25 protein-coding genes and 1 pseudogene are annotated in these 20,020 nt (G+C 35.8%); 8 read left to right on the top strand and 18 right to left on the bottom strand.

Annotated features, from left to right (window positions below):
* Positions 1-85: IS3 family transposase (locus tag C7Y47_RS11445; protein WP_142509086.1), on the top strand; the 85-nt coding region annotated here is incomplete at its 5' end.
* A gap of 11 nt (positions 86-96) precedes the next feature.
* On the opposite strand, the gene C7Y47_RS11450 is transcribed toward C7Y47_RS11445, so the two are convergent.
* Both C7Y47_RS11450 and C7Y47_RS11455 read right to left on the bottom strand, forming a co-directional pair.
* Positions 97-432: a hypothetical protein gene (locus C7Y47_RS11450; protein WP_142508912.1), complete on the bottom strand. Its 336-nt coding sequence runs from the start codon at positions 430-432 to the stop codon at positions 97-99.
* Positions 433-469: 37 nt separating this feature from the next.
* Complete coding sequence (locus tag C7Y47_RS11455; protein ID WP_142508913.1) at positions 470-1,033, bottom strand: hypothetical protein; 564 nt, start codon at positions 1,031-1,033, stop codon at positions 470-472.
* Positions 1,034-1,054: 21 nt separating this feature from the next.
* On the opposite strand from C7Y47_RS11455, the gene C7Y47_RS26090 reads away from it, so the two are divergent.
* On the top strand, positions 1,055-1,294 hold the full coding sequence (locus C7Y47_RS26090) for a tyrosine-type recombinase/integrase (RefSeq protein ID WP_366151266.1): 240 nt from the start codon (positions 1,055-1,057) through the stop codon (positions 1,292-1,294).
* Between the two features lie 731 nt (positions 1,295-2,025).
* On the opposite strand, the gene C7Y47_RS24920 is transcribed toward C7Y47_RS26090, so the two are convergent.
* Both C7Y47_RS24920 and C7Y47_RS11470 read right to left on the bottom strand, forming a co-directional pair.
* Positions 2,026-2,340 (bottom strand): hypothetical protein, encoded by a 315-nt coding sequence (locus C7Y47_RS24920; protein ID WP_185903469.1) that lies wholly within the window; start codon positions 2,338-2,340, stop codon positions 2,026-2,028.
* Between the two features lie 306 nt (positions 2,341-2,646).
* The gene (locus C7Y47_RS11470; RefSeq protein ID WP_142508915.1) at positions 2,647-3,036 is read right to left on the bottom strand and encodes a YidH family protein; all 390 of its coding nucleotides are present in this window, start codon (positions 3,034-3,036) and stop codon (positions 2,647-2,649) included.
* Positions 3,037-3,232: 196 nt separating this feature from the next.
* Between C7Y47_RS11470 and C7Y47_RS11475 the strand changes: the two genes are divergently transcribed.
* Together C7Y47_RS11475 and C7Y47_RS26095 are read left to right on the top strand one after the other, a co-directional pair.
* Entirely contained in the window at positions 3,233-3,337 is a 105-nt protein-coding gene (locus C7Y47_RS11475) for an SHOCT domain-containing protein (protein ID WP_142508916.1), read from the top strand.
* 66 nt (positions 3,338-3,403) lie between these two features.
* Positions 3,404-3,586, top strand: a pseudogene (locus tag C7Y47_RS26095) (hypothetical protein); the annotation flags it as partial.
* A 54-nt stretch (positions 3,587-3,640) separates the two neighbouring features.
* On the opposite strand, the gene C7Y47_RS11480 reads toward C7Y47_RS26095, so the two are convergent.
* Positions 3,641-4,375, bottom strand: a complete 735-nt coding sequence (locus C7Y47_RS11480; protein ID WP_185903470.1) for a hypothetical protein — start codon at positions 4,373-4,375, stop codon at positions 3,641-3,643.
* 94 nt (positions 4,376-4,469) lie between these two features.
* Between C7Y47_RS11480 and C7Y47_RS11485 the strand changes: the two genes are divergently transcribed.
* Positions 4,470-4,796, top strand: a complete 327-nt coding sequence (locus C7Y47_RS11485) for a DUF3139 domain-containing protein (RefSeq protein ID WP_132356892.1) — start codon at positions 4,470-4,472, stop codon at positions 4,794-4,796.
* 322 nt (positions 4,797-5,118) lie between these two features.
* On the opposite strand, the gene C7Y47_RS11490 is transcribed toward C7Y47_RS11485, so the two are convergent.
* From C7Y47_RS11490 to C7Y47_RS25630, 3 genes are all read right to left on the bottom strand, one after another.
* Positions 5,119-5,607: a M15 family metallopeptidase gene (locus C7Y47_RS11490; RefSeq protein WP_255505141.1), complete on the bottom strand. Its 489-nt coding sequence runs from the start codon at positions 5,605-5,607 to the stop codon at positions 5,119-5,121.
* Positions 5,604-6,008 carry a phage holin family protein gene (locus tag C7Y47_RS11495; RefSeq protein ID WP_142508918.1) on the bottom strand — a complete coding sequence of 135 codons (405 nt, stop codon included), beginning with the start codon at positions 6,006-6,008 and terminating at the stop codon, positions 5,604-5,606. The genes C7Y47_RS11490 and C7Y47_RS11495 overlap by 4 nt, the downstream gene beginning before the upstream one ends.
* Before the next feature lie 462 nt (positions 6,009-6,470).
* Positions 6,471-6,602 (bottom strand): hypothetical protein, encoded by a 132-nt coding sequence (locus C7Y47_RS25630; protein WP_255505142.1) that lies wholly within the window; start codon positions 6,600-6,602, stop codon positions 6,471-6,473.
* 19 nt (positions 6,603-6,621) lie between these two features.
* Between C7Y47_RS25630 and C7Y47_RS26100 the strand changes: the two genes are divergently transcribed.
* Positions 6,622-6,774, top strand: a complete 153-nt coding sequence (locus tag C7Y47_RS26100; RefSeq protein ID WP_142508914.1) for a tyrosine-type recombinase/integrase — start codon at positions 6,622-6,624, stop codon at positions 6,772-6,774.
* Positions 6,775-6,866: 92 nt separating this feature from the next.
* On the opposite strand, the gene lepA is transcribed toward C7Y47_RS26100, so the two are convergent.
* The 5 genes from lepA to gpr all read right to left on the bottom strand — a co-directional run bounded on the left by lepA (position 6,867) and on the right by gpr (position 13,500).
* Positions 6,867-8,693 (bottom strand): translation elongation factor 4, encoded by a 1,827-nt coding sequence (gene lepA, locus C7Y47_RS11505; RefSeq protein ID WP_142508919.1) that lies wholly within the window; start codon positions 8,691-8,693, stop codon positions 6,867-6,869.
* Between the two features lie 174 nt (positions 8,694-8,867).
* Complete coding sequence (locus tag C7Y47_RS25635) at positions 8,868-8,999, bottom strand: hypothetical protein (RefSeq protein WP_255505143.1); 132 nt, start codon at positions 8,997-8,999, stop codon at positions 8,868-8,870.
* 100 nt (positions 9,000-9,099) lie between these two features.
* Positions 9,100-10,995: an acyltransferase family protein gene (locus C7Y47_RS11510; protein ID WP_142508920.1), complete on the bottom strand. Its 1,896-nt coding sequence runs from the start codon at positions 10,993-10,995 to the stop codon at positions 9,100-9,102.
* A 539-nt stretch (positions 10,996-11,534) separates the two neighbouring features.
* Positions 11,535-12,431: a stage II sporulation protein P gene (gene spoIIP / locus C7Y47_RS11515; protein WP_255505144.1), complete on the bottom strand. Its 897-nt coding sequence runs from the start codon at positions 12,429-12,431 to the stop codon at positions 11,535-11,537.
* Positions 12,432-12,483: 52 nt separating this feature from the next.
* Positions 12,484-13,500 (bottom strand): GPR endopeptidase, encoded by a 1,017-nt coding sequence (gene gpr, locus C7Y47_RS11520; protein WP_142508922.1) that lies wholly within the window; start codon positions 13,498-13,500, stop codon positions 12,484-12,486.
* A gap of 162 nt (positions 13,501-13,662) precedes the next feature.
* Here gpr and rpsT point away from each other — a divergent pair, with 162 nt between their 5' ends.
* Positions 13,663-13,911 carry a 30S ribosomal protein S20 gene (rpsT, locus tag C7Y47_RS11525; RefSeq protein ID WP_142508923.1) on the top strand — a complete coding sequence of 83 codons (249 nt, stop codon included), beginning with the start codon at positions 13,663-13,665 and terminating at the stop codon, positions 13,909-13,911.
* Between the two features lie 139 nt (positions 13,912-14,050).
* On the opposite strand, the gene holA is transcribed toward rpsT, so the two are convergent.
* Positions 14,051-15,061 (bottom strand): DNA polymerase III subunit delta, encoded by a 1,011-nt coding sequence (holA, locus tag C7Y47_RS11530; RefSeq protein ID WP_142508924.1) that lies wholly within the window; start codon positions 15,059-15,061, stop codon positions 14,051-14,053.
* 165 nt (positions 15,062-15,226) lie between these two features.
* On the opposite strand from holA, the gene C7Y47_RS11535 reads away from it, so the two are divergent.
* The gene (locus C7Y47_RS11535) at positions 15,227-15,364 is read left to right on the top strand and encodes a YqzM family protein (RefSeq protein ID WP_142508925.1); all 138 of its coding nucleotides are present in this window, start codon (positions 15,227-15,229) and stop codon (positions 15,362-15,364) included.
* Positions 15,365-15,398: 34 nt separating this feature from the next.
* Here C7Y47_RS11535 and C7Y47_RS11540 read toward each other — a convergent pair whose 3' ends face one another.
* From C7Y47_RS11540 to C7Y47_RS11555, 4 genes are all read right to left on the bottom strand, one after another.
* Positions 15,399-17,345, bottom strand: coding sequence for a DNA internalization-related competence protein ComEC/Rec2 (locus C7Y47_RS11540; protein WP_255505145.1), 1,947 nt, complete (start codon positions 17,343-17,345; stop codon positions 15,399-15,401).
* 341 nt (positions 17,346-17,686) lie between these two features.
* Complete coding sequence (locus C7Y47_RS11545; protein ID WP_142508927.1) at positions 17,687-18,256, bottom strand: ComE operon protein 2; 570 nt, start codon at positions 18,254-18,256, stop codon at positions 17,687-17,689.
* A 102-nt stretch (positions 18,257-18,358) separates the two neighbouring features.
* Positions 18,359-19,006 carry a helix-hairpin-helix domain-containing protein gene (locus tag C7Y47_RS11550; protein WP_142508928.1) on the bottom strand — a complete coding sequence of 216 codons (648 nt, stop codon included), beginning with the start codon at positions 19,004-19,006 and terminating at the stop codon, positions 18,359-18,361.
* A gap of 273 nt (positions 19,007-19,279) precedes the next feature.
* Positions 19,280-20,020: a class I SAM-dependent DNA methyltransferase gene (locus C7Y47_RS11555; protein WP_255505146.1), complete on the bottom strand. Its 741-nt coding sequence runs from the start codon at positions 20,018-20,020 to the stop codon at positions 19,280-19,282.

Below are 20,020 nucleotides of genomic sequence, written 5' to 3' on the forward strand. Positions count from 1 at the left end.
TTATATTCATTTTTATAATTACTATCGTTATCAGAAACGATTAAACGGCTTGAGTCCGTTAGAATTCAGGACTCAAGCCGCTTAATACATTTTTTATTATTTCCACTGTCTACTTGACGGGGTGCAGTTCATTTTGAGTACCTGGGCTTTTAGATCTTTTTTTTTTTCATAATATGATTCGACATAGTCAATACCTGTAGCAGTAATACTTACCGCTACACTATCGTCCATATTATCTATATTAATATATCCAGATGTTACAAGGTAATGATAAGCTAAGTGTTTTTCACTATTCCGTTCTCCATATAATTCATTAATTTTACTAATTAAACAATTATTTTGAGTAGGTGCAACAAAATGAAGATTATAGAGTTGTTCTAAAATCTCTAACCTTATTTTCTTTCGTTCTTTCATAGCATTAACATCTATCATATTTCTAACATCCTTTTTTGTTTTATCAAAAAATTGACTATTTGTTTACATCTTTTTTTGCAATGATTGTACCACCGTCATGCTCTACTACTCCGGTACATGCTGCCATTTTGGGAGCACCAGATACTGTAGTGATAACTCCTGAAGCGCACATACGATACTGACCCGCTTTTTTCGGATACCATGATTGTGAATTTTCTTCAATTTTACCCAATCCACCAGCGTAGTTGAAATACACCGAATCATATTCTTCCCATGAACTTAGCCAATTTTTTCTATAATTTAGTTTCATAGTAATGTTCACTCTTCTAGTAGAAGTATTTGCTTTATATTTCCAATGACCTGTAAGTGATCCATAACCTTTTGTTAGATTTACTTCAAAATCTGTAAATGATATTCCGAATCTATTCACAACACTATCGGGTTCTTCAAGTGAATCATCTTCAACTATAGAAAAGGGCTCAGTTCCATTCAATAACGATACATCAACCACTATTTGCTCAATCGAATCATTTTCATTCGAACTATCTAAAGTTTGAGCTTCCGCATTACTAAAAGGTACAGAACTACTTGGTTTTGCTGTTCGTCCATTAATGTACATAACTCTTTATATTCATCTTGTGTGATACGTTTTGTCAGAACAAATAAATCCACGCTTGTTAATAATTCATTCTTTTGCATCTCTGTCATACGACATACCCACGCAACAATGTTGATTGAAAGTGGACAACTTATAAAAACTGTCCAAAAAAGATTAGGACACAGCAGATCAGCAACTACTGAAGACCGCTATGTCCATTTAACTCAAAAGATGGCAAGAGATGCTGCCGATATTTTTGATTCCATCGCAAAAGATTTATAAATTGCTGGCACAATTTAAAAGCGGTGGCAACTTCCACCATATTAATATAAAAACACTCAATTCAAATCCTTATAAACGCTGTTACATCAACGTTACTTCGAATCATCCATCTTCAGAACAGCCATGAATGCTTCCTAATTCATGAACATATTTTATTAAGTTTTATTGCCCTTTTTCAACTTCTATAAATCCCCCTAAACCATGAATTTATAAGGTTTCTTAAACTCATTTTGCATCAAATTAAATCTTTTCAAATTGTAGTGATTTTTTAACCTTCCGTAAGCAATATGTCGACAAATATACTTCTTCACTCAACAAATCCATAATTGAAACACCGATTATGAAAACTGATATTTTTTGACCGTTTGTTTTTGTATGTACTTTCATCTCTCAATTCCCTAAAATGGTAATAATAAGGTGGTTCTTTAGAATGAATTTTATTCAGAATTGCTTTATTGTCATATCGCTTATCTTGCGCCTTTGTATTAACAATAATAAGTGTTTAAAAATGTTTATAACTATTAAACTTATTTAGTTGGTCACTTTTTCTTTATTAACAGTTGTGGACGACAATCGGTCCAAAATTAAATCATGGTCCGATTCTTGGGCCGAAAGGAAATCATAATCTGATCCACTAAAATAATTTACCGTCTGAGTGAATACTAAAATATGTAGAGTCAATTGCTATGAATACATTCTGCATTTCATAGCAATTGTTTTTGTATACATTATTATTTTGATGAATTACCAGTTGATGCGTTAACGGCTGCATTTTGTAATGATTGATTCATTTGTTGTGAAGATTGGTTTGCTTGTTGTTGAGGTTGCTTCGATTGTTGTGAAGATTGGTTCATCTGTTGTAAAGGCTGAGTCATTTGCTGCAATGGTTGTGCCATTTGTTGTAGTGGCTGCATCATTTGTTGAGCATTCTGCAGATTTAATTTATTCGAAATATTTTTTGTAAACTGTTGAAGATTACCATTTTGCAATCCTCTAGCTACACCCAAAATAACAGCTCCAATTAGACCCCATGTAAGAAATTTCACTATTGAAAACCGCCTTCCTTATGTTAATTATTTTTAAACAGATTTAGTATTGGAAATCAGGCTTATACTATACTGAACACTTTTTGGATTATTATTGTATCTACATAGTCCCTACATTAAAAGTGAAATTGCTCCATGTATTCAAAATGAAACATTCTTCATTTTCCCAACGTATAAAATAAATTTGGTACCACATACTTAATGTGTAATTCCCCTCAACCGCTATAAATTGCTCATTGACTAAACCTGTATTCACATAACTCCGAGCATTTATAGCGGTTTAAATTATTCAACAAATTTTTTAACCTACGATAAACTAATCATCAGAAAATAGATAATTACCATTAGAATCAATACAATTAAAAAATAAGATACCCAAACAATATGTCTATTAGAAGGTATAAATACTTCATCTATTATTTGTTTTCTTTTTGAAGAATAATTAAATGTAGCTGTAAAAATAATTAACAATCCAAATAAACATGCCAACAAACCGATCATTGCTGATAAAAAATCCACCCAAAAATTCCGAACAGTCCCTATAGCAAAATGTAAACTTGTTGCTAAGAAAGCAACACCTAGGATTGAAATAGCCGTTCTAATCCAAGCTAAATATGTTCTTTCATTTGCTAAATGTTGTTGTGCATACTTTAGTTGTTTGCTTACTGTTTCTTGATCAACCTGGTTATTTGACATCTGTTAACACCACCATCTCTATAAAGTCTTATTAATAGTATTTAATTATACTAACACTTTATATAAATTGTGGAGGATTACGATTCCAACCAATTATCTAAATTTCCTAGTCTATTATTTATCACTGAGCAACCATCACGTTCATTCAACCAGTTGTAAAACGGTACTGGACGTTATAAACAGGAAAAAGATATGTATGATTATTGGTGATGAAATCCGTGAATTGAAGGATTCATTAGATGATGGGATATTGACTCAAGAAGAGTTTGACGCGAAGAAAAAGCAATTGTTAGGGATATAGGTCATAATCTAGGAGAGATTAACAAGTATACATTAAATGATATAATGACTACCAGAAGCTTCTGAAAGATGGGGTATAAGTAGTGATACTATACATAGCCGAATGCGCACTATTACGAAAGACGACGCGAAATTTCAAGCAACAGTTGATGCAGGGTTAATAAAAAAATCACACAGAACATGGATATTAACGACTCCGTTAATGAAAATGTGGTTTGGTTCAGGAGTAAAAGCAAGTAACAATGAATAAATATAGAAAAATTAGTAAAGAGACAAGCAATTTATAAGCTTGTCTCTTTTTTAGTTAGATAGTGGTAACTTTATTTATGTCTGCTTCTTTCTTGAAGTATGATGGTAAGCTATAAGGTAAAACAATCATCCCAGCTGGATTAAAGACTTGCGTCGAATAAGGACCGTGCATATATGCTTGCCACACTATTTTTGAACAATACGTAGGATCTAATTTCTGTAACGTAGTAGTTATTCCATAGCTATACTTTTTACCTTTGTAATTATCACTAGCCCATTTAGCTGCTTGAGATGCATCGTATGAAGAAGCAATTCTATATACTTCCGTATTAACTTTTCCACCTTTACCTTTGCCGTATATTGAAATCCAAGTATTTAAACTCACTACGCTAGGATATTCACCAGGTCCAGCAATGTGTAAAATTTCTGAAGTACTAATTGCAATACCAGCATGTCCAGTTAAACCAGCTGAACTGGTACCATTAGAAATTAATATATCACCAGTTTTTAACGTGTAAGCAGCTAAAGTAGATATAGACGGTTCGTCTACTCCTGATGAAAAGGCTGCACCCTCAGAAGATTCAGTGTTAATTGAAACCCATAAATCATAAGAAACATCTTCTCCTAGTACCCCTTCATTAACTAATTTTTCATAGGTTTCATAACTTAAATCTGGTGCAGTAGGTAATTCTTCACTTGCATTTGCTTTCTCTCCACCAAAACTAAATAGTAAAGTAAATGATAAAACAAACAGCATGAAAAACGATATCTTCTTAAATTTGGTCTTCATCGTACCATCCTCTTTCCATTTGTATTTAGAACCCAACATATGTTAAAATTCTAAATACATTATATACCAAAAATAACTAGAAAGAGGTGTATTTTTGAAAATATCCAAATTTTTAACAATTTTGTTAATTATCGCATTAATTATTATTGCCGGTTATACTTTTGTAAAATGGAAAGAACATCAGAAAACAATTGACGAAGTTGATAATTTCTTAGAATCCCAAAATTACATGCAAAATATTGAATCAAAGAAAGCGAAATATAACTTCAAAACAGGAGATACTTACGTAATAGTTTTTTATAAAGATCTTCCGTCAATACGTTATGAATATTACTACAATTCACATCATAAAGAGGTACATGGTTATGCTGTAGATAACGAAAACAATGTTGAAATAACTACAAAAAAATATTTACCTTAACGAAAAAAGAGTAATGGCAGATGTTTTTCCATTATCACTACAACCTTTTTTTAATGTAATATTTACACTATATTTGTAGTTTGGTAATTTATAAAATGACCAGCTCAGCTAAAAATTAGCTTTGCTGGTCCTCATATTTTTTATTTACTTCTACGTTGTTGAATAGTAATATACAATCCTATCAAACGATCAGTTGTCATTGCACCACTTTGTAAATCCTTCAAATGTGAAGCTTGAATAATACCATCCTTTACAGCCTGTGCGATATAGTTTTCTGCTTATGTTTGCATAGTTGGTGAACCTGGATTCCAATTTGTATTTGTCAATTTAATTTCCTCCTTTTTGTCTTCCACAATAATTGGACTTTCATTTTACTGTTACTTGGTACGATTACTTGTCCTTCTATTTTATAACCTTTTGGCATCTTCCAAGATGATTTAACTTCAAAGTGCGGTCGGTCAATACTACCTACCCAATCACCGCCCCATGTAATGCCAAGTTTACGAGCAATAGCGCCAATCCGATTTAAAGTTGTCACATCATACAATGATTGTGGAGGGCCAACAGCAATATCCCATGCTAGACGTGATTTATGATTGCTATTTAGTGTCCAAGTAACGATTTGCCCTGGTCGCGTTCGTCCTTGTGCATATAGGTAATTTTGGCGTTCCTGAGAGCGATATGTTTCAGTAATGAAGATGTTCTTAATACCAGCTTTAAAGCACTCTTGGAATAGTAATCTACAAGCCGTTTGTGCAGCTGGTAATAGTTCGGCTAAGTCTCGACATGTAGTAGTTACGCTTGTACTCATTTCGTTTCACCTTCCCCTGTTTTATCCTTTACAATTGCTAAAAGTTCTTTAATAAAATCTGGCATTGGTAAACCCATCTTTGTACCATTTTCCGTGATAGAAATAAATTCGAGTACACAGAATGCAATGGCTGCCCCATCACCTGCGTACTCGATACCCGGAATCACTAGCGACAATAAATACACTGAGCCGACTAGCATTAAATAATAAATTTTTCTAATGATGCCGTTGAATCCAACACGGCTATTTAAATTACGGTTTACGATACCGCCCATAATTCCTGTAAGATAATCAATAGCCATGAATCCGATTAGAACGGTTACTGCCATCCCTAGACCGTCCACAGCATAAGAGACTAGAGCGCCAATTATTCCACTAATTGCTCCTATCCATTTTTCCATTACAACACTTCCTTTTCTGCATAATAAAAGCCCTCCACATTGGCATGGAAGGCATTCTTGTGAAATCTTTTAAAAATATTCCGATTCAATTTTTTTATATAGTATTTTCATTCCTTTTAATGCTTCGGAGTTGTATTATCTATGTCCTTTACCATTACGATTAATATACTTTTCAGAACTAGCAATATTCATATGCAATGATGTAAGTATTAACGCTAGTTCATCATCTGTTAATTTAACATTATTCATAACTATTGCTCCTTTCAGGCATAAAAAATAACGCTAGGCTTATGCCTGCGTTTTTATAGTAAATTTTTAATTATTCGTATCCATCCAAAAATAGAAGCCCATAAAATAATACTTAATATTAAGCCGTTAAAGACTCCTATAAAAAATCTATTTTCCATATCAATCACTCCCTATGGGATTAAGGATAGGAAAATAAAAAGGTTTTTAAACGGTTTATGCTTCTACTTGGTTTTGCTGTTCGTCCATTAATGTACATAACTCTTTATATTCATCTTGTGTGATACGTTTTGTCAGAACAAATAAATCCACGCTTGTTAATAATTCATTCTTTTGCATCTCTGTCATACGACATACCCACGCAACAATGTTGATTGAAAGTGGACAACTTATAAAAACTGTCCAAAAAAGATTAGGACACAGCAGATCAGCAACTACTGAAGACCGCTATGTCCATTTAACTCAAAAGATGGCAAGAGATGCTGCCGATATTTTTGATTCCATCGCAAAAGATTTATAAATTGCTGGCACAATTTAAAAGCGGTGGCAACTTCCACCATATTAATATAAAAACACTCAATTCAAATCCTTATAAACGCTGTTACATCAACGTTACTTCGAATCATCCATCTTCAGAACAGCCATGAATGCTTCTTGTGGTACTTCGACTGAACCTACTTGTTTCATACGTTTTTTACCTTCTTTTTGTTTATCAAGAAGTTTTCGTTTACGAGAAATATCCCCACCGTAACATTTCGCTAATACGTTTTTACGCATAGCTTTAATTGTTGAGCGTGCCACAATTTTTTGGCCAACTGCTGCTTGAATTGGCACTTCAAATTGTTGACGTGGGATTAATTCTTTTAATTTTTCAACGATGACTTTACCGCGCTCGTATGCAAAGTCACGGTGTACGATGAAGCTTAGTGCATCGACTTGCTCACCATTTAATAAGATATCCATCTTCACTAGTTTTGAAGTCTGATAACCAATGAGTTCATAGTCAAATGAAGCATAGCCCTTCGTATTTGATTTTAAATAATCAAAGAAGTCATAAACGATTTCTGATAACGGCATTTCATAAATAATGCTGACACGTGTTGTATCAATATAATCCATTGTCATAAAATTACCGCGCTTTAATTGACAAAGCTCCATAACAGCTCCTACATAATCGTTTGGTACCATAATTGTAGCTTTTACATATGGTTCTTCCACATAATCAATTTTTTGAGGATCTGGCATAAATGAAGGGTTGTCAACCTTCACTGTAGAGCCATCCGTCATTTGAACATTGTAAATTACAGAAGGCGCTGTTGTGATTAGATCAATGTTAAACTCACGCTCAATACGCTCTTGAATGATCTCCATGTGTAAAAGCCCTAAGAAGCCACAGCGGAAACCAAATCCTAATGCTTGTGATGTCTCTGGCTCATATTGAAGTGCAGAGTCATTAAGTTCTAATTTTTCTAACGCTTCACGTAAGTCATTATATTTCGCTGTATCGATTGGATATAATCCGCAGTATACCATTGGATTTAAACGGCGATAACCTGCTAATGGCCCATCTGCTGGGCGATTCGCAAATGTAACTGTATCCCCCACACGAGTATCACCTACATTTTTAATAGACGCTGTTAAGTAACCTACGTCACCGACTGTTAATTCAGCTTGTGGTACAACTTTCGGTGTGTGTATACCAACTTCAATAACTTCAAATTCTGCTCCAGTAGCCATCATACGAATTTTATCGCCAGGTTTTACTGTACCATTCATGATTCGAATGGAAATAATAACACCTTTGTAAGCATCGTAAACAGAGTCAAAAATAAGGGCTTGTAACGGTGCTTCCGGATCACCAGTCGGTGCAGGCACTTTCTCTACAATTTGTTCTAAAATATCTTCAATCCCGATACCGGCTTTAGCAGAAGCTAAAACCGCTTCAGAAGCATCTAACCCGATTACGTCTTCAACTTCTTGACGTACACGTTCTGGATCTGCTGCTGGTAAATCAATTTTATTGATAACAGGTAAAATTTCTAAGTCGTTATCAAGCGCTAAGTATACATTTGCTAGTGTTTGTGCTTCAATACCTTGCGCTGCATCGACAACTAAAATTGCACCCTCACAAGCAGCTAGACTACGTGATACTTCATATGTGAAATCGACGTGTCCTGGTGTGTCGATTAAATGGAATATATACACTTCACCATCTTTAGCTTCATACTTTAATTGGACTGCATTTAATTTAATCGTAATGCCTCGCTCACGCTCTAAATCCATTGAGTCGAGTAGCTGTGCTTTCATTTCACGAGATGTTAGTGATTTCGTTTGCTCTAAAATACGGTCAGCTAGCGTTGATTTCCCGTGGTCAATATGTGCAATAATAGAGAAATTTCGTATATTCTCTTGTCTTTTTAAACGTGCTTCTCGGTTCATCTTTTCCACTCCTAATTAAACTATAATGAATTATACTATGAACCTTATACAAACCACAACAACAGAACAGCATAAATGCTGTTAAATCAATAGTTATTCTAAATAGTGTGCCGTTTCCTCTGCAAAACAATGCAAAAAAGATAATAAGTTGCTAAAAATAATTTCCTATACCTTTCATAAAAAATAGCCAGCTACACCTAGAAATGGTGCACACTGGCTATTACTAAAATCAATTTGACCTGGCATAATTGCCGCTGACGCTTCGCTTTCGCGCAGAAAACATTGCCGCTGACGCTTCGCTGCCATAGGACATGGCGTCCTAGACTGAGTACCTCTATTTCAGCGGATGTTTTTGTACCGAAAACGTAGCGACAGGTACAGATGTTTGGACACCCGCTGAAAGAAGTTATATATTTATTGTTTGTTGAATAAGGTTTGTTAACGTTTTAACACCTTTTTGTTCTAAATGCACACCGTCTGGAGCAAAAAATTCTGGATGGTTGATAGCAACCGAATGCCAATCAATCAATGTAATATTATCATGCTCTTGAGCTTTTTGTTGCAATGAAGAGTTTACATTACTTTCCCATGATCGAGGTACTCGAGTATTCACTAAATAAATATCGGCATTGGAGAAAGCTTTAAGTAGTGAATCGATCTGATCATTGGTAAAGAAACCATTTGTGCCAAGTTGAATAATAACCGCTTTATTTGGCTCATTAAAACTAGCATAATTCGGTGCCAATTGGACAGCTTGAGAAACTTGCCGACCAATTTTTGCATCAATTGTAATGTTAGGATAGATATTATGTAAGCTAGTAGCAATATCTATCATTAAAGAATCTCCAATAGCTAATATACCATTATAGGATTCATTAGGATTAGCAGTTGCATCATTTTCTTCTTGCTTAGGTTCTTCTTTGTCCGATTGAGGGCTAGTTTCAGTTTTTTCATGCTCAACATTCGATGAATTACTTCCCGTTGCTCCTTTTTCCGCTACGGAATCATGATGCTTAGAAGGTTGCTCTTCACCATTTATTTTAATTTCTGTTGGCTTAGATTCTTTAGATTCCGTTTGTTCTTTTCCTATAACGCCTGTCATTCCAGTAAAAAATACTAGAAGGAATAGTGAAACAAGCACAGTAGAAATTTTTCTAGTAAACGAAAAGCTGCCCCATTTATCTTTATTAACTACAAGATATTGTCGATAATAGGAGCGGAATCCTTCTTTCCTTATTGGCATTTCAATAAAACGATACGATAATTCTGCAATAATCAATATAAGAACTAGCTGTAAAGCAACTCGCCAGTATGCAGGATTACCTATTTCGTGAACTGGAGTACCCAACACCATGATTGGATAATGCCATAGATAAATTCCATATGATCTTGAACCGATCCAACGTAGTGGTTTCAAAGAAAGTAATTTTCCTAATATGCTAATTGGATGACAAACACACGCTATTAATATAGCTGCATTCAAACAAAATAGGAACATGCCCCCTCTATATAAGAAAGTTTGATATTCATTTACAAAAATAATACTTAATATGAAAATACTAAAAGCAACCAAACTTATAGCATTTAGTTTATTGACATGGTCAGTAGATAGTTTTTGAGAAGATAGTCTTTTCATCGGCCAAACGAGAGCTAGCCAGCAGCCTATAAGTAATTCAAAGGAACGTGTATCTGTCCCGTAATATATACGACTAGGATCAGCTCCTGGCTCATACAGTATACCCATTAACACAGCGGAACATAATGCACCGATAAAGATAAAAATGGCTAATTTACTCTGTTTTTTTACAAGATAAAGCCCTAGCATTAACAGAATTGGCCAAATAAGATAAAATTGTTCTTCAATTGCTAAAGACCATAAATTTTTTATAGGTGAAGGGGATCCAAAACTATCAAAATACGAGAGCTTATGAAAAATGAACCACCAATTACTTGAATAAAAAATAGAGGATATTGCATCTCCGCGCAATGTATGGAGAAGCTCCTTATGAAATAAGGTAGCCCAAGCGAATGAAGTAATAATCATTACATACGCAGCAGGTAGTAGGCGTCGAAATCGCCCAATCCAAAATTCTCCTAGACCTACTTTTAATCGGTTTCCTTTTAAAGGTAAAATAGTAGAAGTTATTAAGTAACCCGATAAAACAAAAAAGATATCAACTCCTAGGAACCCTCCACTGGCCCATTTGAAGTTAAAATGATAAGCTATCACAGCTAGTACTGCTAAAGCTCGAATCCCATCTATTCCAGGGATATAACGATGATTGACTGTCTTGCCTGACATAAAATTCCTTCCTCTTCTTCCGATAATCTACAAACTTTTAGTGTGAAAATTAGTATTAAGTCGTCAATATCGTCCCCTTTTAACTACTGATTCGGTGCATTCACTTATATAAATGACGGATGAGTATTTATAAAAGTTTACTTTTTTATCACATAAACAACATTGAAAATAACTTCTCATATGTATAGTTGTCCTTCATCCTTATAAAATAAAGGTTAATCTTATTCATATTTTATCCATCAAAAAAGCATCTCCAAAATGGTAGATGCTTTAAAAGCGTATTTCGCCTATTGCATATGCCGCTTCACTTTTACAACTCATCGTCAAATCTTTATGTGCTGACTCGAAAATTATAAGGCAAGAAATGAATAATTAAAAGGCTTAATCACTATTTTTCCTTAAATAAATTCCTGGTATTTTTTACTAACAATCATTCAATTTTCATACTTTGTCCAAAATGTAATGAAGTGCAATATATCAATAAAAAATTGGCAAAAAGAAGAATGCTTTTTCGCCAATTTTAATAATCTATTTATTTTTTATTCTTGTTTTCCTGTAATAAAGGATTTTGATATAGCTTTTCCTATTACAGCAATCGTACGATTCAATTCTACTTCTGTATTGTCAATTCCACCTAGTTCGATTAATATCATTTCTTTTGTTAAATCTTGATTATAACGTCCATCTACATTGTCACCACTTTTTGATATAACACCTCTAGAAATTTTTGGCACAATTCCATTCATAGCAGCAGATAGACTTTCTGCATAAGCAGTATTCCATCTATAATTCTTATGCTCTGCACCAATAACAATCGCAATCCGTGCATAGGACTCATTATTATATGTTAAAGTTGTCGCATCTCTCTTGGCAGAATCTCGATGCAAATCAATAACTAAATCGTACGATTGCTCTTGTAAACGTTTTGCTAAATAAGGACGTACAAAGTTGTAAGAATACGGAAAAGTTTTCCCCTTAAGTTTTAGTTCCTTCATAACATCCACATCTAAAACGTCGGTTTGTATACCATTCGTACTAAAATGCTTAGAAATAGTATCTTTTAATTGATAAATATTCGTTTTTTCATCATAAACGGCGGCTTTCCCGCTAGCAGCTTTCACTATTGGTTGATATGATTCCTGTGAATGCGTAAATAATAACAATACTTTAAATGGGTTTTTTGTTTGATCTTGTGTTTGATCTTTTGTTTCTTCTTTTGTTTCTTCTTTTGTTTCTTCTTTTGTTTCCTTTTTTGTCTGCTCCAGTGCACTTTGTTCAGCTAAATTAGTAGCGGCATACACGACTTGTTTATCCTCTGGTTCTTTAATCGGAGTCGATGCTTGCTTGTTGAACGGAAGTTGCCCAGCAATGACAGGTAATACGAAGAAGAACAATAATAAACCAAATGACCACTGTAGTTTTTTTAGCAAAGTCACACCCTCCTCCCCTTATCGTATGGAGGGGATGTGTCTTTTAGAACGAAAAAAATTATAGATTATTAGCCCATTTCATAAGCATAGATGACACGAGTTTTGCATACTTGTCTACCCAATAATCAGCTTCCTTTGGCGTAACCATCAGCTGTGTATGCGAGCCTGCGAAAGTCTCAGCAAATAATTGCTGACGCTCTTCTTTAGACCATGTAGCCCATTCGCCAAAAATCGGCTGTACTAAAGACATATCTAGTTCTTTATTTATATCTGGTTGCCAAGACGACAATGACAATTTTGATGAAGGTTTACTCCGCTCTGCCACCCGTGCAGCTATAGAACGTAGCATTACTTCTACAGCATCCGCAATTAATACAGGTGCATCAACTACTGTTGGGATACCAATTGCGGTAACAGGAATGCCAAGCATCTCATATGAAATTTCCTTACGGTGATTTCCTACACCTGAACCAGGGTGTATCCCTGTATCCGTTAATTGAATTGTTTTACATAAGCGATCACTAGCTCTCGTTGCAAGTGCGTCTACAACAATAATTAATTTAGGATTAAGACGCTCTGCCAACGCCGCTACAAATTCACCAGTCTCGTATCCTGTTTGCCCCGTTACACCAGGCGCATACATGACGAATTTTTCATCTATTACATCTAAACTATGCAAATGATCAATAAGATACGGTCCTATAGCATCTGGTGTAATTGTCCGATTCCCTAAACCAATAATTAAAATTTTGTCATCTTCTTTCCATGACATGGATTCATGCATTTTTTTGAAATTCACAAGCAATTCTTTCTCAAGCTGCTCAAAGCCATCCTGATCTTCTAACGTCAAAGTAGGAACAGAAAGAGTAATGTACTTCCCTTTCTTCTTCCCGATTTGCTTCTCACCTTCGGCATCAACGAGCACATCAGTGATTTTTACCCGACCAGCACTCTGATCTTCAATTTGAATACCACTCGATTCTTTAAGTGTATCTTTTTGCTCTTTCGTTTGATGTAAAACAACCTCTTCAGACTCATCAATCAAATCCGTGCGTTGCCAATTAAAATTTTGCATACAGTTCACCTCAACTGTAGTTTGTTCAAACTGTCAAGTAAATATTCTTTGCATTTATCTATTGCAATTTGTCCTAGCGTTTGTTAAAATGATTTTTGTTGTATTGACACAAGAAATCAATGAGAAGATATCATCTCGTACCTATTTTAGGAGGTGAAACATATGCCAAACATTAAATCTGCGATTAAACGCGTAAAAGTTAACGAAAAAGCTAACGCTGCTAACACTCAAGCTAAATCTGCAATGCGTACTACAGTGAAAAAAGCTGAGAACGCTGTTGCTGCTAAAGCTGAAAACGCTCAAGAACTTTTACAAGCAGCTTACAAATCTTTAGATAAAGCGGCTTCAAAAGGACTTATCCACAAAAACGCGGCGGCTCGTAAAAAGTCTCGCCTTGCTAAAAAAGCGTAATTGTTATAAAAGATCAGTTTACTCTATTAAGAGTAGCTGATCTTTTTAATTTACAAGAAAATTAATTACATCTTGATAAAAAGCTGCCCCCTAGTGCTTCGGACAGCTCATCAATAGATGTTATCTTACTACACAATTCTTAAAGCTGACGCAGTAAAAAGAGTTCTAAATAACGCTCACGATTGCCTCCTGTTGATTTCAGTTGTAAATCGACCTCTGCTAACTGATATAACGCCTTCAATAAGCTTTCCTCTGATGGACGATTACGCTGCTCAACCATCAACTTAACACGATAAGGATGTATTTTTAAATTTTTGGCGATTTGCTGTGGATGATAGCCCTTTTTTAATAAATAAAACACATTGGACATCGTACGTACATTTGATGCAAGCAAACCAACAAGCATAATAGGCTCTTGCTTTTGACGTAGTAAATCATGATAAATAGACAATGCCCCTACAGAATCGTTTGCAAAATAAGCATTTAACATTTTAAAGGCATCCTGCTCTAACGTTTTTGCCACTAAATCCTCGACTAGCGTAGCAGTTATTTCACCGCCATCTCCTATATAAAGGGTTAGCTTTTCAATTTCCATTTGCAATTGTAGCATATTCGATCCAACCATTGCGACAAGCTGCTCAATCGCATTTTGTGTAATGCTGTTGCCCTCTGCTTTAACTCTACTCTGTATCCACACAGCTAAGTCCTGCTCTTTTGGCGTTTCGGCTTGGACTAATAATGCATGCTCCTTCATCATCTTTGTCACTTTTTTACGTTCATCCAATTTTTCATAAGGTGCGATAAAAACTGTTACTGAAAAATCAGAAGGATTAGCAAGCCATGTTTCTAAGCGTTTCATATCATGGTCAATTTTTTCTTTTCCTTTTTCAGTTGCCTTTAAAAAGGATGCGTTTTTAGCAATGATAAGCTTTCGCTCAGAGAAAAAAGGAATTGTATCAGCTTCATCTATAACGACATCTACTGGCGTTTCTTCCAAATCAAATGTTGACATCTCTATCTCTTCTTCGGGTCCTATCGCTTCTTTCAATCGTTTAACTGTTTCATCTATAAAATAGCCTTCCTCACCAACGAGTAAATACACTGGTGAGAGCTCTCCCTTTTTAATATTATTCCAAATCGTTGCAATCATAATTTTCCCTCCATCTAGCAATACTACTAGTATACATGATTTGAAATTCCTTTGTGACTTTGACCGAATTGTGTCGATTCTTTGCCACATGGTAAATTCTCCGTTTCGATATAGCTTTTATGAAAACGATGTCTTATAATAAATAACAGAATTGGAGGGATAACAATGAATCCATTTGAAGGAAAAAACATACAATGTCGCCGTAACGATGCAACTGATTCAGGAGTTGGCTTCGGTGTATCATTCGGAATGTTCGCACTTATGTTTCTCATCGCGATAGTAGTAGAAGTAGCCTCTAAATAATTGAATGTAATGTACTTAGAAAAAAAGACCTTGCTCATTGGACAAGGTCTTTTCCCTTTTGTACAGACCAACTATTGCCACGAATTCTTACTTCAATCGTCCCATCTATTCCAGTTGTTAAAGTAGCTAAATTTCGACTTGTAAAACGCTCCACTATCTCAGCATGTGGATGACGATAGCGGTTATTGAGCCCCGCGCTGAAAATGGTTAATTCAGGCCGTAACAGCTCTACAAAAGGCTCAATACTCGATGTTCTACTGCCATGGTGTCCAGCCTTCAACACTGTCATATTCGCTAATTGCTTGTTATAAAGATGAATAAGCTCCTGTTCACCATGTTCCTCTAAGTCACCCGTTAACAACGCTCGAAATGACCCCTGCTGCATATATAATACAATTGAATCACCATTCCCCTCATAAAAGGTGTCACGGGGCCATAAATAATAAAAACTAGTTTTTCCTATGCGCCACGCAGCTCCCTGCATTTTTTCTTTCACAGGAACTTTTTGCTTTTTGGCTTCCATCAGTAAATCCCGCATTACAGGCTTATCCATCGAACCAGGAGTGAGATGAATTTCATGTATAGTAATCTCTTGCAAAATCTCTTCAGCTCCCTCTACGTGATCGGCATCCGCATGAGTGGCGATAAAAATAGCAATGTCTCGTATCCCTTTTCCTTTCAAAAACGGTACAACAACTTGTCTCCCAACCTCATATGGGCTTTCTGAAGTCTTCCATACTTCCTGCTCAAAGCGTAGTAAACCGCCTGAATCAATAACATAAACAGCCCTTCTAAACGGTAATTCTATAACTGTACAATCACCTTGACCAACATTTAAAAATGTCAGCTTCGTTTCGTTAAACAACATCGGTGATAAATGAATACACAATGCAGGAATAAAAATGACCACTGCAAATTTACCATAATGTTTTATCTCTATAAAATAGAATCCCGCTAATACGCTGATCAATGCTACGAAAATAAGCCATATAGCAGGCTTCCCAGGCGACCACAGCTGAAACGGCAATTCCTGAAGATATAAAATAAACTTTGTAAGCCAAACACGGACCGGCTCGTATCCAGCAAACAAAGCTTTTGCTACTGGCATCGATATAATCGTTATTATAAACATGGCAATATTTAAGGGCAAAATAACAAAGGAAAACAGTGGTACGAAAATAATATTTGCTAAAAATGAAGAAATAGAAATTTCATAAAAATGATGGAGTAATAATGGATAAACAAGTAGCTGGCACACAAATGTTATAAAAAATGAACGAATCAACCAGTTCATGGATCGTCTTAAAATGACACCTGAATAGACTAGACTAACCGTTGCTAAATAGGACAATTGAAAGCCAATCTGATAAATGACACCTGGTTCAAGTAGGACAAAGCAAAGAAAGCTAATTGCTAGAGCATCGTCATTCGATATTTGCCACCTAGCGTAACGCATCAGCATGATTAATTCTACAACAGATACTGCGCGCCATACGGAAGGAGCACCACCCGCAATCACCCCATAGATAGGTAAGATGATGAGTAAAACTAAGGTCGCCATTTCCTTCCGTACGCCTATACGTAGAAGGCCTTCAAAAAACAACCATGAGACAAGTGCCACATGCAAACCAGAGATAGCAAATATATGAGTGATACCAAGCTTTTGGTAGGCTCTTTGAAGCTCATGATCCACTTGATCCTGTAATCCTATTAGAAGTGCTTGTCCCTCTGCAACTAGTGAATCAGGGAATGTTGTTTCAATATGTTTTTTCATAGAGTGTCTCTGTTTAGCAAGAAACGAACGTATGGATTTTTTCTCTTCAATAAAGGTCCATCTTGAAACTTCAAATATTCCTCTGGCACCTTTACTGATTAAATAGTTTTCCATAGAAAACGCATACACGTGTGCAGGTGGAAGAGGTGCTACAAGTTCTCCTTGAACTAGATAGGTCCTGCCTGTCAATGAAGTAATTTCAAACAAGCTTTTCTCTTCTTCTGATGAAATTGTATAGACGACATACAGCTTCTCACCTGTTTCAGTTTTGACAAAGCCTCTAAGTTTATGACCATTTATTTTATATTCACTCGACCAAGTTATTGAGAATGTTGACGGTAGAGGGGAAGATTCCGTCAGTTGAAATGTTACGATGAAGAAATAAGAAAGAAATCCAAAGGCTATAACAAGCGCTGAAATTAAACGCCTTTCACCTTTCCATTTAAGCCATAACGCGAAAAGTAGAAGAATAGTGAGTAGCCAAGCTGACTTGTGTGCCGCTATTGAAGCAACAAGTACAGCTAGTGCTACGTAAATCCATTTATGCTTTAAAGCTTTTTGCCAAATAATGCACTCACCTTCTGTTCATATGGGAGCAATTTTTCTGCAGGCATACCACTCTCACGAAGCTCGTTTAGCATGTCTATGTACAAGGCTAATTTTTCGTCGCTTAAAAAGTCGATTTTACGTTCATCAAACGGAACGTGTACAACCTCTACACCTGCTTTTTCAAATAGTTCTTGTGCATAAGGGTTATTTTTATAATCGGTAGCGTAATACACCCGTTCAATACCTGCTTGAATAATAGATTTCGTACATGGTAGACACGGGAAATGCGTAACATATAAGTCTGCACCTTTTGTAGGCGTACCATATTTAGCACATTGTAGCAGTGCATTCATCTCGGCATGTACTGTACGCACACAATGGTTCTCCACAACATAGCAGCCTTTTTCAATACAATGTTCATCACCTGTAATTGAACCGTTATAACCACCTGCTATAATTCGTTTATCTCTAACGACAGTTGCTCCTACTGCAAGCCTTGTACATGTACTACGTAATGCGAGTAAATGGCTTTGCGCCATGAAAAATTGATCCCAAGTAATTCGCTCCATATGACTACCTCCATAAATTTAAAAGCTGTTCGTTTTGCTCTTTTTATACTATAGTGTAGCCCTTTTTGAAAAGAAACGTCAATATCTCAAAATTTCCTGCCATCACTTAACGGTAATGAAATCCTTCAGTCTCTCAAACGTTTTTTCGCCAATACCACTCACTTTTTTTAAGTCCTCAATTGTTTTAAAGCCACCATTCTCCTCACGATACGAAATAATGCTTTTCGCCTTAGATGGACCAATACCTGATAATGTCGAAAGCTTAGCTTCATCTGCTTTATTTAAATTAACTTTTTGATCTTTTACACCGTTGTCACCTTGTGATGCTCCGCTAGTAGGCATCGTCAAAATATTAGAAGTAATTTCGTTAGGCTTTTCACCCTTTATAGGAATGTAAATAACCATCTCATCCTCAACTTTTTGTGCATGATTAATGAGTTGCGGATCAGCATTCTGCGTATAGCCTCCTGCAAGCTGTACTGCATCTATAATTCGCTGGTCAGTCTGTAGCTCATAGACACCTGGATACATAATAGCACCCTTTATATCAACAAATACCTGCTGTATGACCGCTTCATCAACAGATTCTTTCATACCAGGTTGTTCAATAGGTTGGATTGTTTCGATGAGCTCTTCTTGGGGAGGTGAAGAGTCAGATCTCGAAAAAAAGAAGTAACAAAGTCCACTGATTACTAGTATGCCGGGGAGCAACATACTTTTCTTGTACTTTTGCCAAAAAGATTGGATCATCCAATAACATCCTTTCCTTTGCAAAAGGTAATCATATGGAGTCTATTTCATCTTACAATATCATTCAAGTGTTGAAAAGATAAATTATTTATAGAAAGGCTAAGAATAAAAGCCCACCGCCATAACGTAGGTTTGATTGCAGTTCCGACTGCTCCTTATGGTAATTAGCTAAAATTATGGATAAAATCATCATTATATTTTTTGAGAGTCTAAGTGTTCTTCGACAACTAAAAACAAAAACAACTCACTGGTAAGTTCCAGCGAGCTGTTTTACTATTTTACCGCACGGATAAAAATGCGTTCACTTTCATATTCAGGGCTTTCATCTGTAAAATCTGCTGTTACTTCTACATGGTTAAAGCCAATTTCCAGAAGCCATGCCATATATTGCTCAATTGAGAATGTACGTTGGTTATGCTCCTCGTCGAAACGTTCATACAGATCACTCACAGCATCACGCACATAAAACGTCATTTGGTGGACAACGGAATGTTCGAAATCGCCAGGTTCCGTATGCCATACATAGCTAATATCACCATCGTCATACGTAAACGGTCCGTCTAAAAATATATCATTCATTTTAAATAATGAATGTACGTCAAAAAACAGCTGGCCTCCATCTCGTAAAGCACCATAAATACGTTCTAATGTTGAATAAACTGCTTTTTCTTCCACTACATAATTCAGCGAATCAATAGCTATCGTTACAACGTCAAGCGCCTCAAAACCCTCTAATTCATCCATCGACAGACAATAGAGAGGAACATGTAATCCTGCATCAGTAAAGCGCTCTGCGGCAATTGAGAGCATATTTTCAGACAAGTCAATTCCACTCACTTTGTAACCTGCCTGCGCAAACAGCAGGCCAAGCACACCTGTACCACAGCCGATATCTAAAAGATTTGGGAATTGACTGCTCGGTGCATGCTGCAAAACCCAATCCACATAAAGATTGTACGGGATATCGGTTTGCAGCTCGTCATACACGTGTGCAAATCGTTCGTAGCTACTCAC

Origin of the sequence: Lysinibacillus sphaericus (genome assembly GCF_006864135.1) — a bacterium.
GTDB lineage: Bacteria > Bacillota > Bacilli > Bacillales_A > Planococcaceae > Lysinibacillus.

What these genes read in the sequence shown, in the direction of transcription:
- C7Y47_RS11450 (WP_142508912.1), bottom strand. Translation starts at nt 432, where the DNA reads ATGATAGATGTTAATGCTATGAAAGAACGAAAGAAAATAAGGTTAGAG.
- C7Y47_RS11455 (WP_142508913.1), bottom strand. Translation starts at nt 1,033, where the DNA reads ATGTACATTAATGGACGAACAGCAAAACCAAGTAGTTCTGTACCTTTT.
- C7Y47_RS11470 (WP_142508915.1), bottom strand. Translation starts at nt 3,036, where the DNA reads ATGTCAAATAACCAGGTTGATCAAGAAACAGTAAGCAAACAACTAAAG.
- C7Y47_RS11475 (WP_142508916.1), top strand. Translation starts at nt 3,233, where the DNA reads ATGATTATTGGTGATGAAATCCGTGAATTGAAGGATTCATTAGATGAT.
- C7Y47_RS11480 (WP_185903470.1), bottom strand. Translation starts at nt 4,375, where the DNA reads ATGAAGACCAAATTTAAGAAGATATCGTTTTTCATGCTGTTTGTTTTA.
- C7Y47_RS11490 (WP_255505141.1), bottom strand. Translation starts at nt 5,607, where the DNA reads ATGAGTACAAGCGTAACTACTACATGTCGAGACTTAGCCGAACTATTA.
- C7Y47_RS11495 (WP_142508918.1), bottom strand. Translation starts at nt 6,008, where the DNA reads ATGGAAAAATGGATAGGAGCAATTAGTGGAATAATTGGCGCTCTAGTC.
- C7Y47_RS25630 (WP_255505142.1), bottom strand. Translation starts at nt 6,602, where the DNA reads ATGACAGAGATGCAAAAGAATGAATTATTAACAAGCGTGGATTTATTT.
- C7Y47_RS26100 (WP_142508914.1), top strand. Translation starts at nt 6,622, where the DNA reads ATGTTGATTGAAAGTGGACAACTTATAAAAACTGTCCAAAAAAGATTA.
- lepA (WP_142508919.1), bottom strand. Translation starts at nt 8,693, where the DNA reads ATGAACCGAGAAGCACGTTTAAAAAGACAAGAGAATATACGAAATTTC.
- C7Y47_RS25635 (WP_255505143.1), bottom strand. Translation starts at nt 8,999, where the DNA reads ATGGCAGCGAAGCGTCAGCGGCAATGTTTTCTGCGCGAAAGCGAAGCG.
- C7Y47_RS11510 (WP_142508920.1), bottom strand. Translation starts at nt 10,995, where the DNA reads ATGTCAGGCAAGACAGTCAATCATCGTTATATCCCTGGAATAGATGGG.
- gpr (WP_142508922.1), bottom strand. Translation starts at nt 13,500, where the DNA reads ATGCAAAATTTTAATTGGCAACGCACGGATTTGATTGATGAGTCTGAA.
- rpsT (WP_142508923.1), top strand. Translation starts at nt 13,663, where the DNA reads ATGCCAAACATTAAATCTGCGATTAAACGCGTAAAAGTTAACGAAAAA.
- holA (WP_142508924.1), bottom strand. Translation starts at nt 15,061, where the DNA reads ATGATTGCAACGATTTGGAATAATATTAAAAAGGGAGAGCTCTCACCA.
- C7Y47_RS11535 (WP_142508925.1), top strand. Translation starts at nt 15,227, where the DNA reads ATGAATCCATTTGAAGGAAAAAACATACAATGTCGCCGTAACGATGCA.
- C7Y47_RS11545 (WP_142508927.1), bottom strand. Translation starts at nt 18,256, where the DNA reads ATGGAGCGAATTACTTGGGATCAATTTTTCATGGCGCAAAGCCATTTA.
- C7Y47_RS11550 (WP_142508928.1), bottom strand. Translation starts at nt 19,006, where the DNA reads ATGATCCAATCTTTTTGGCAAAAGTACAAGAAAAGTATGTTGCTCCCC.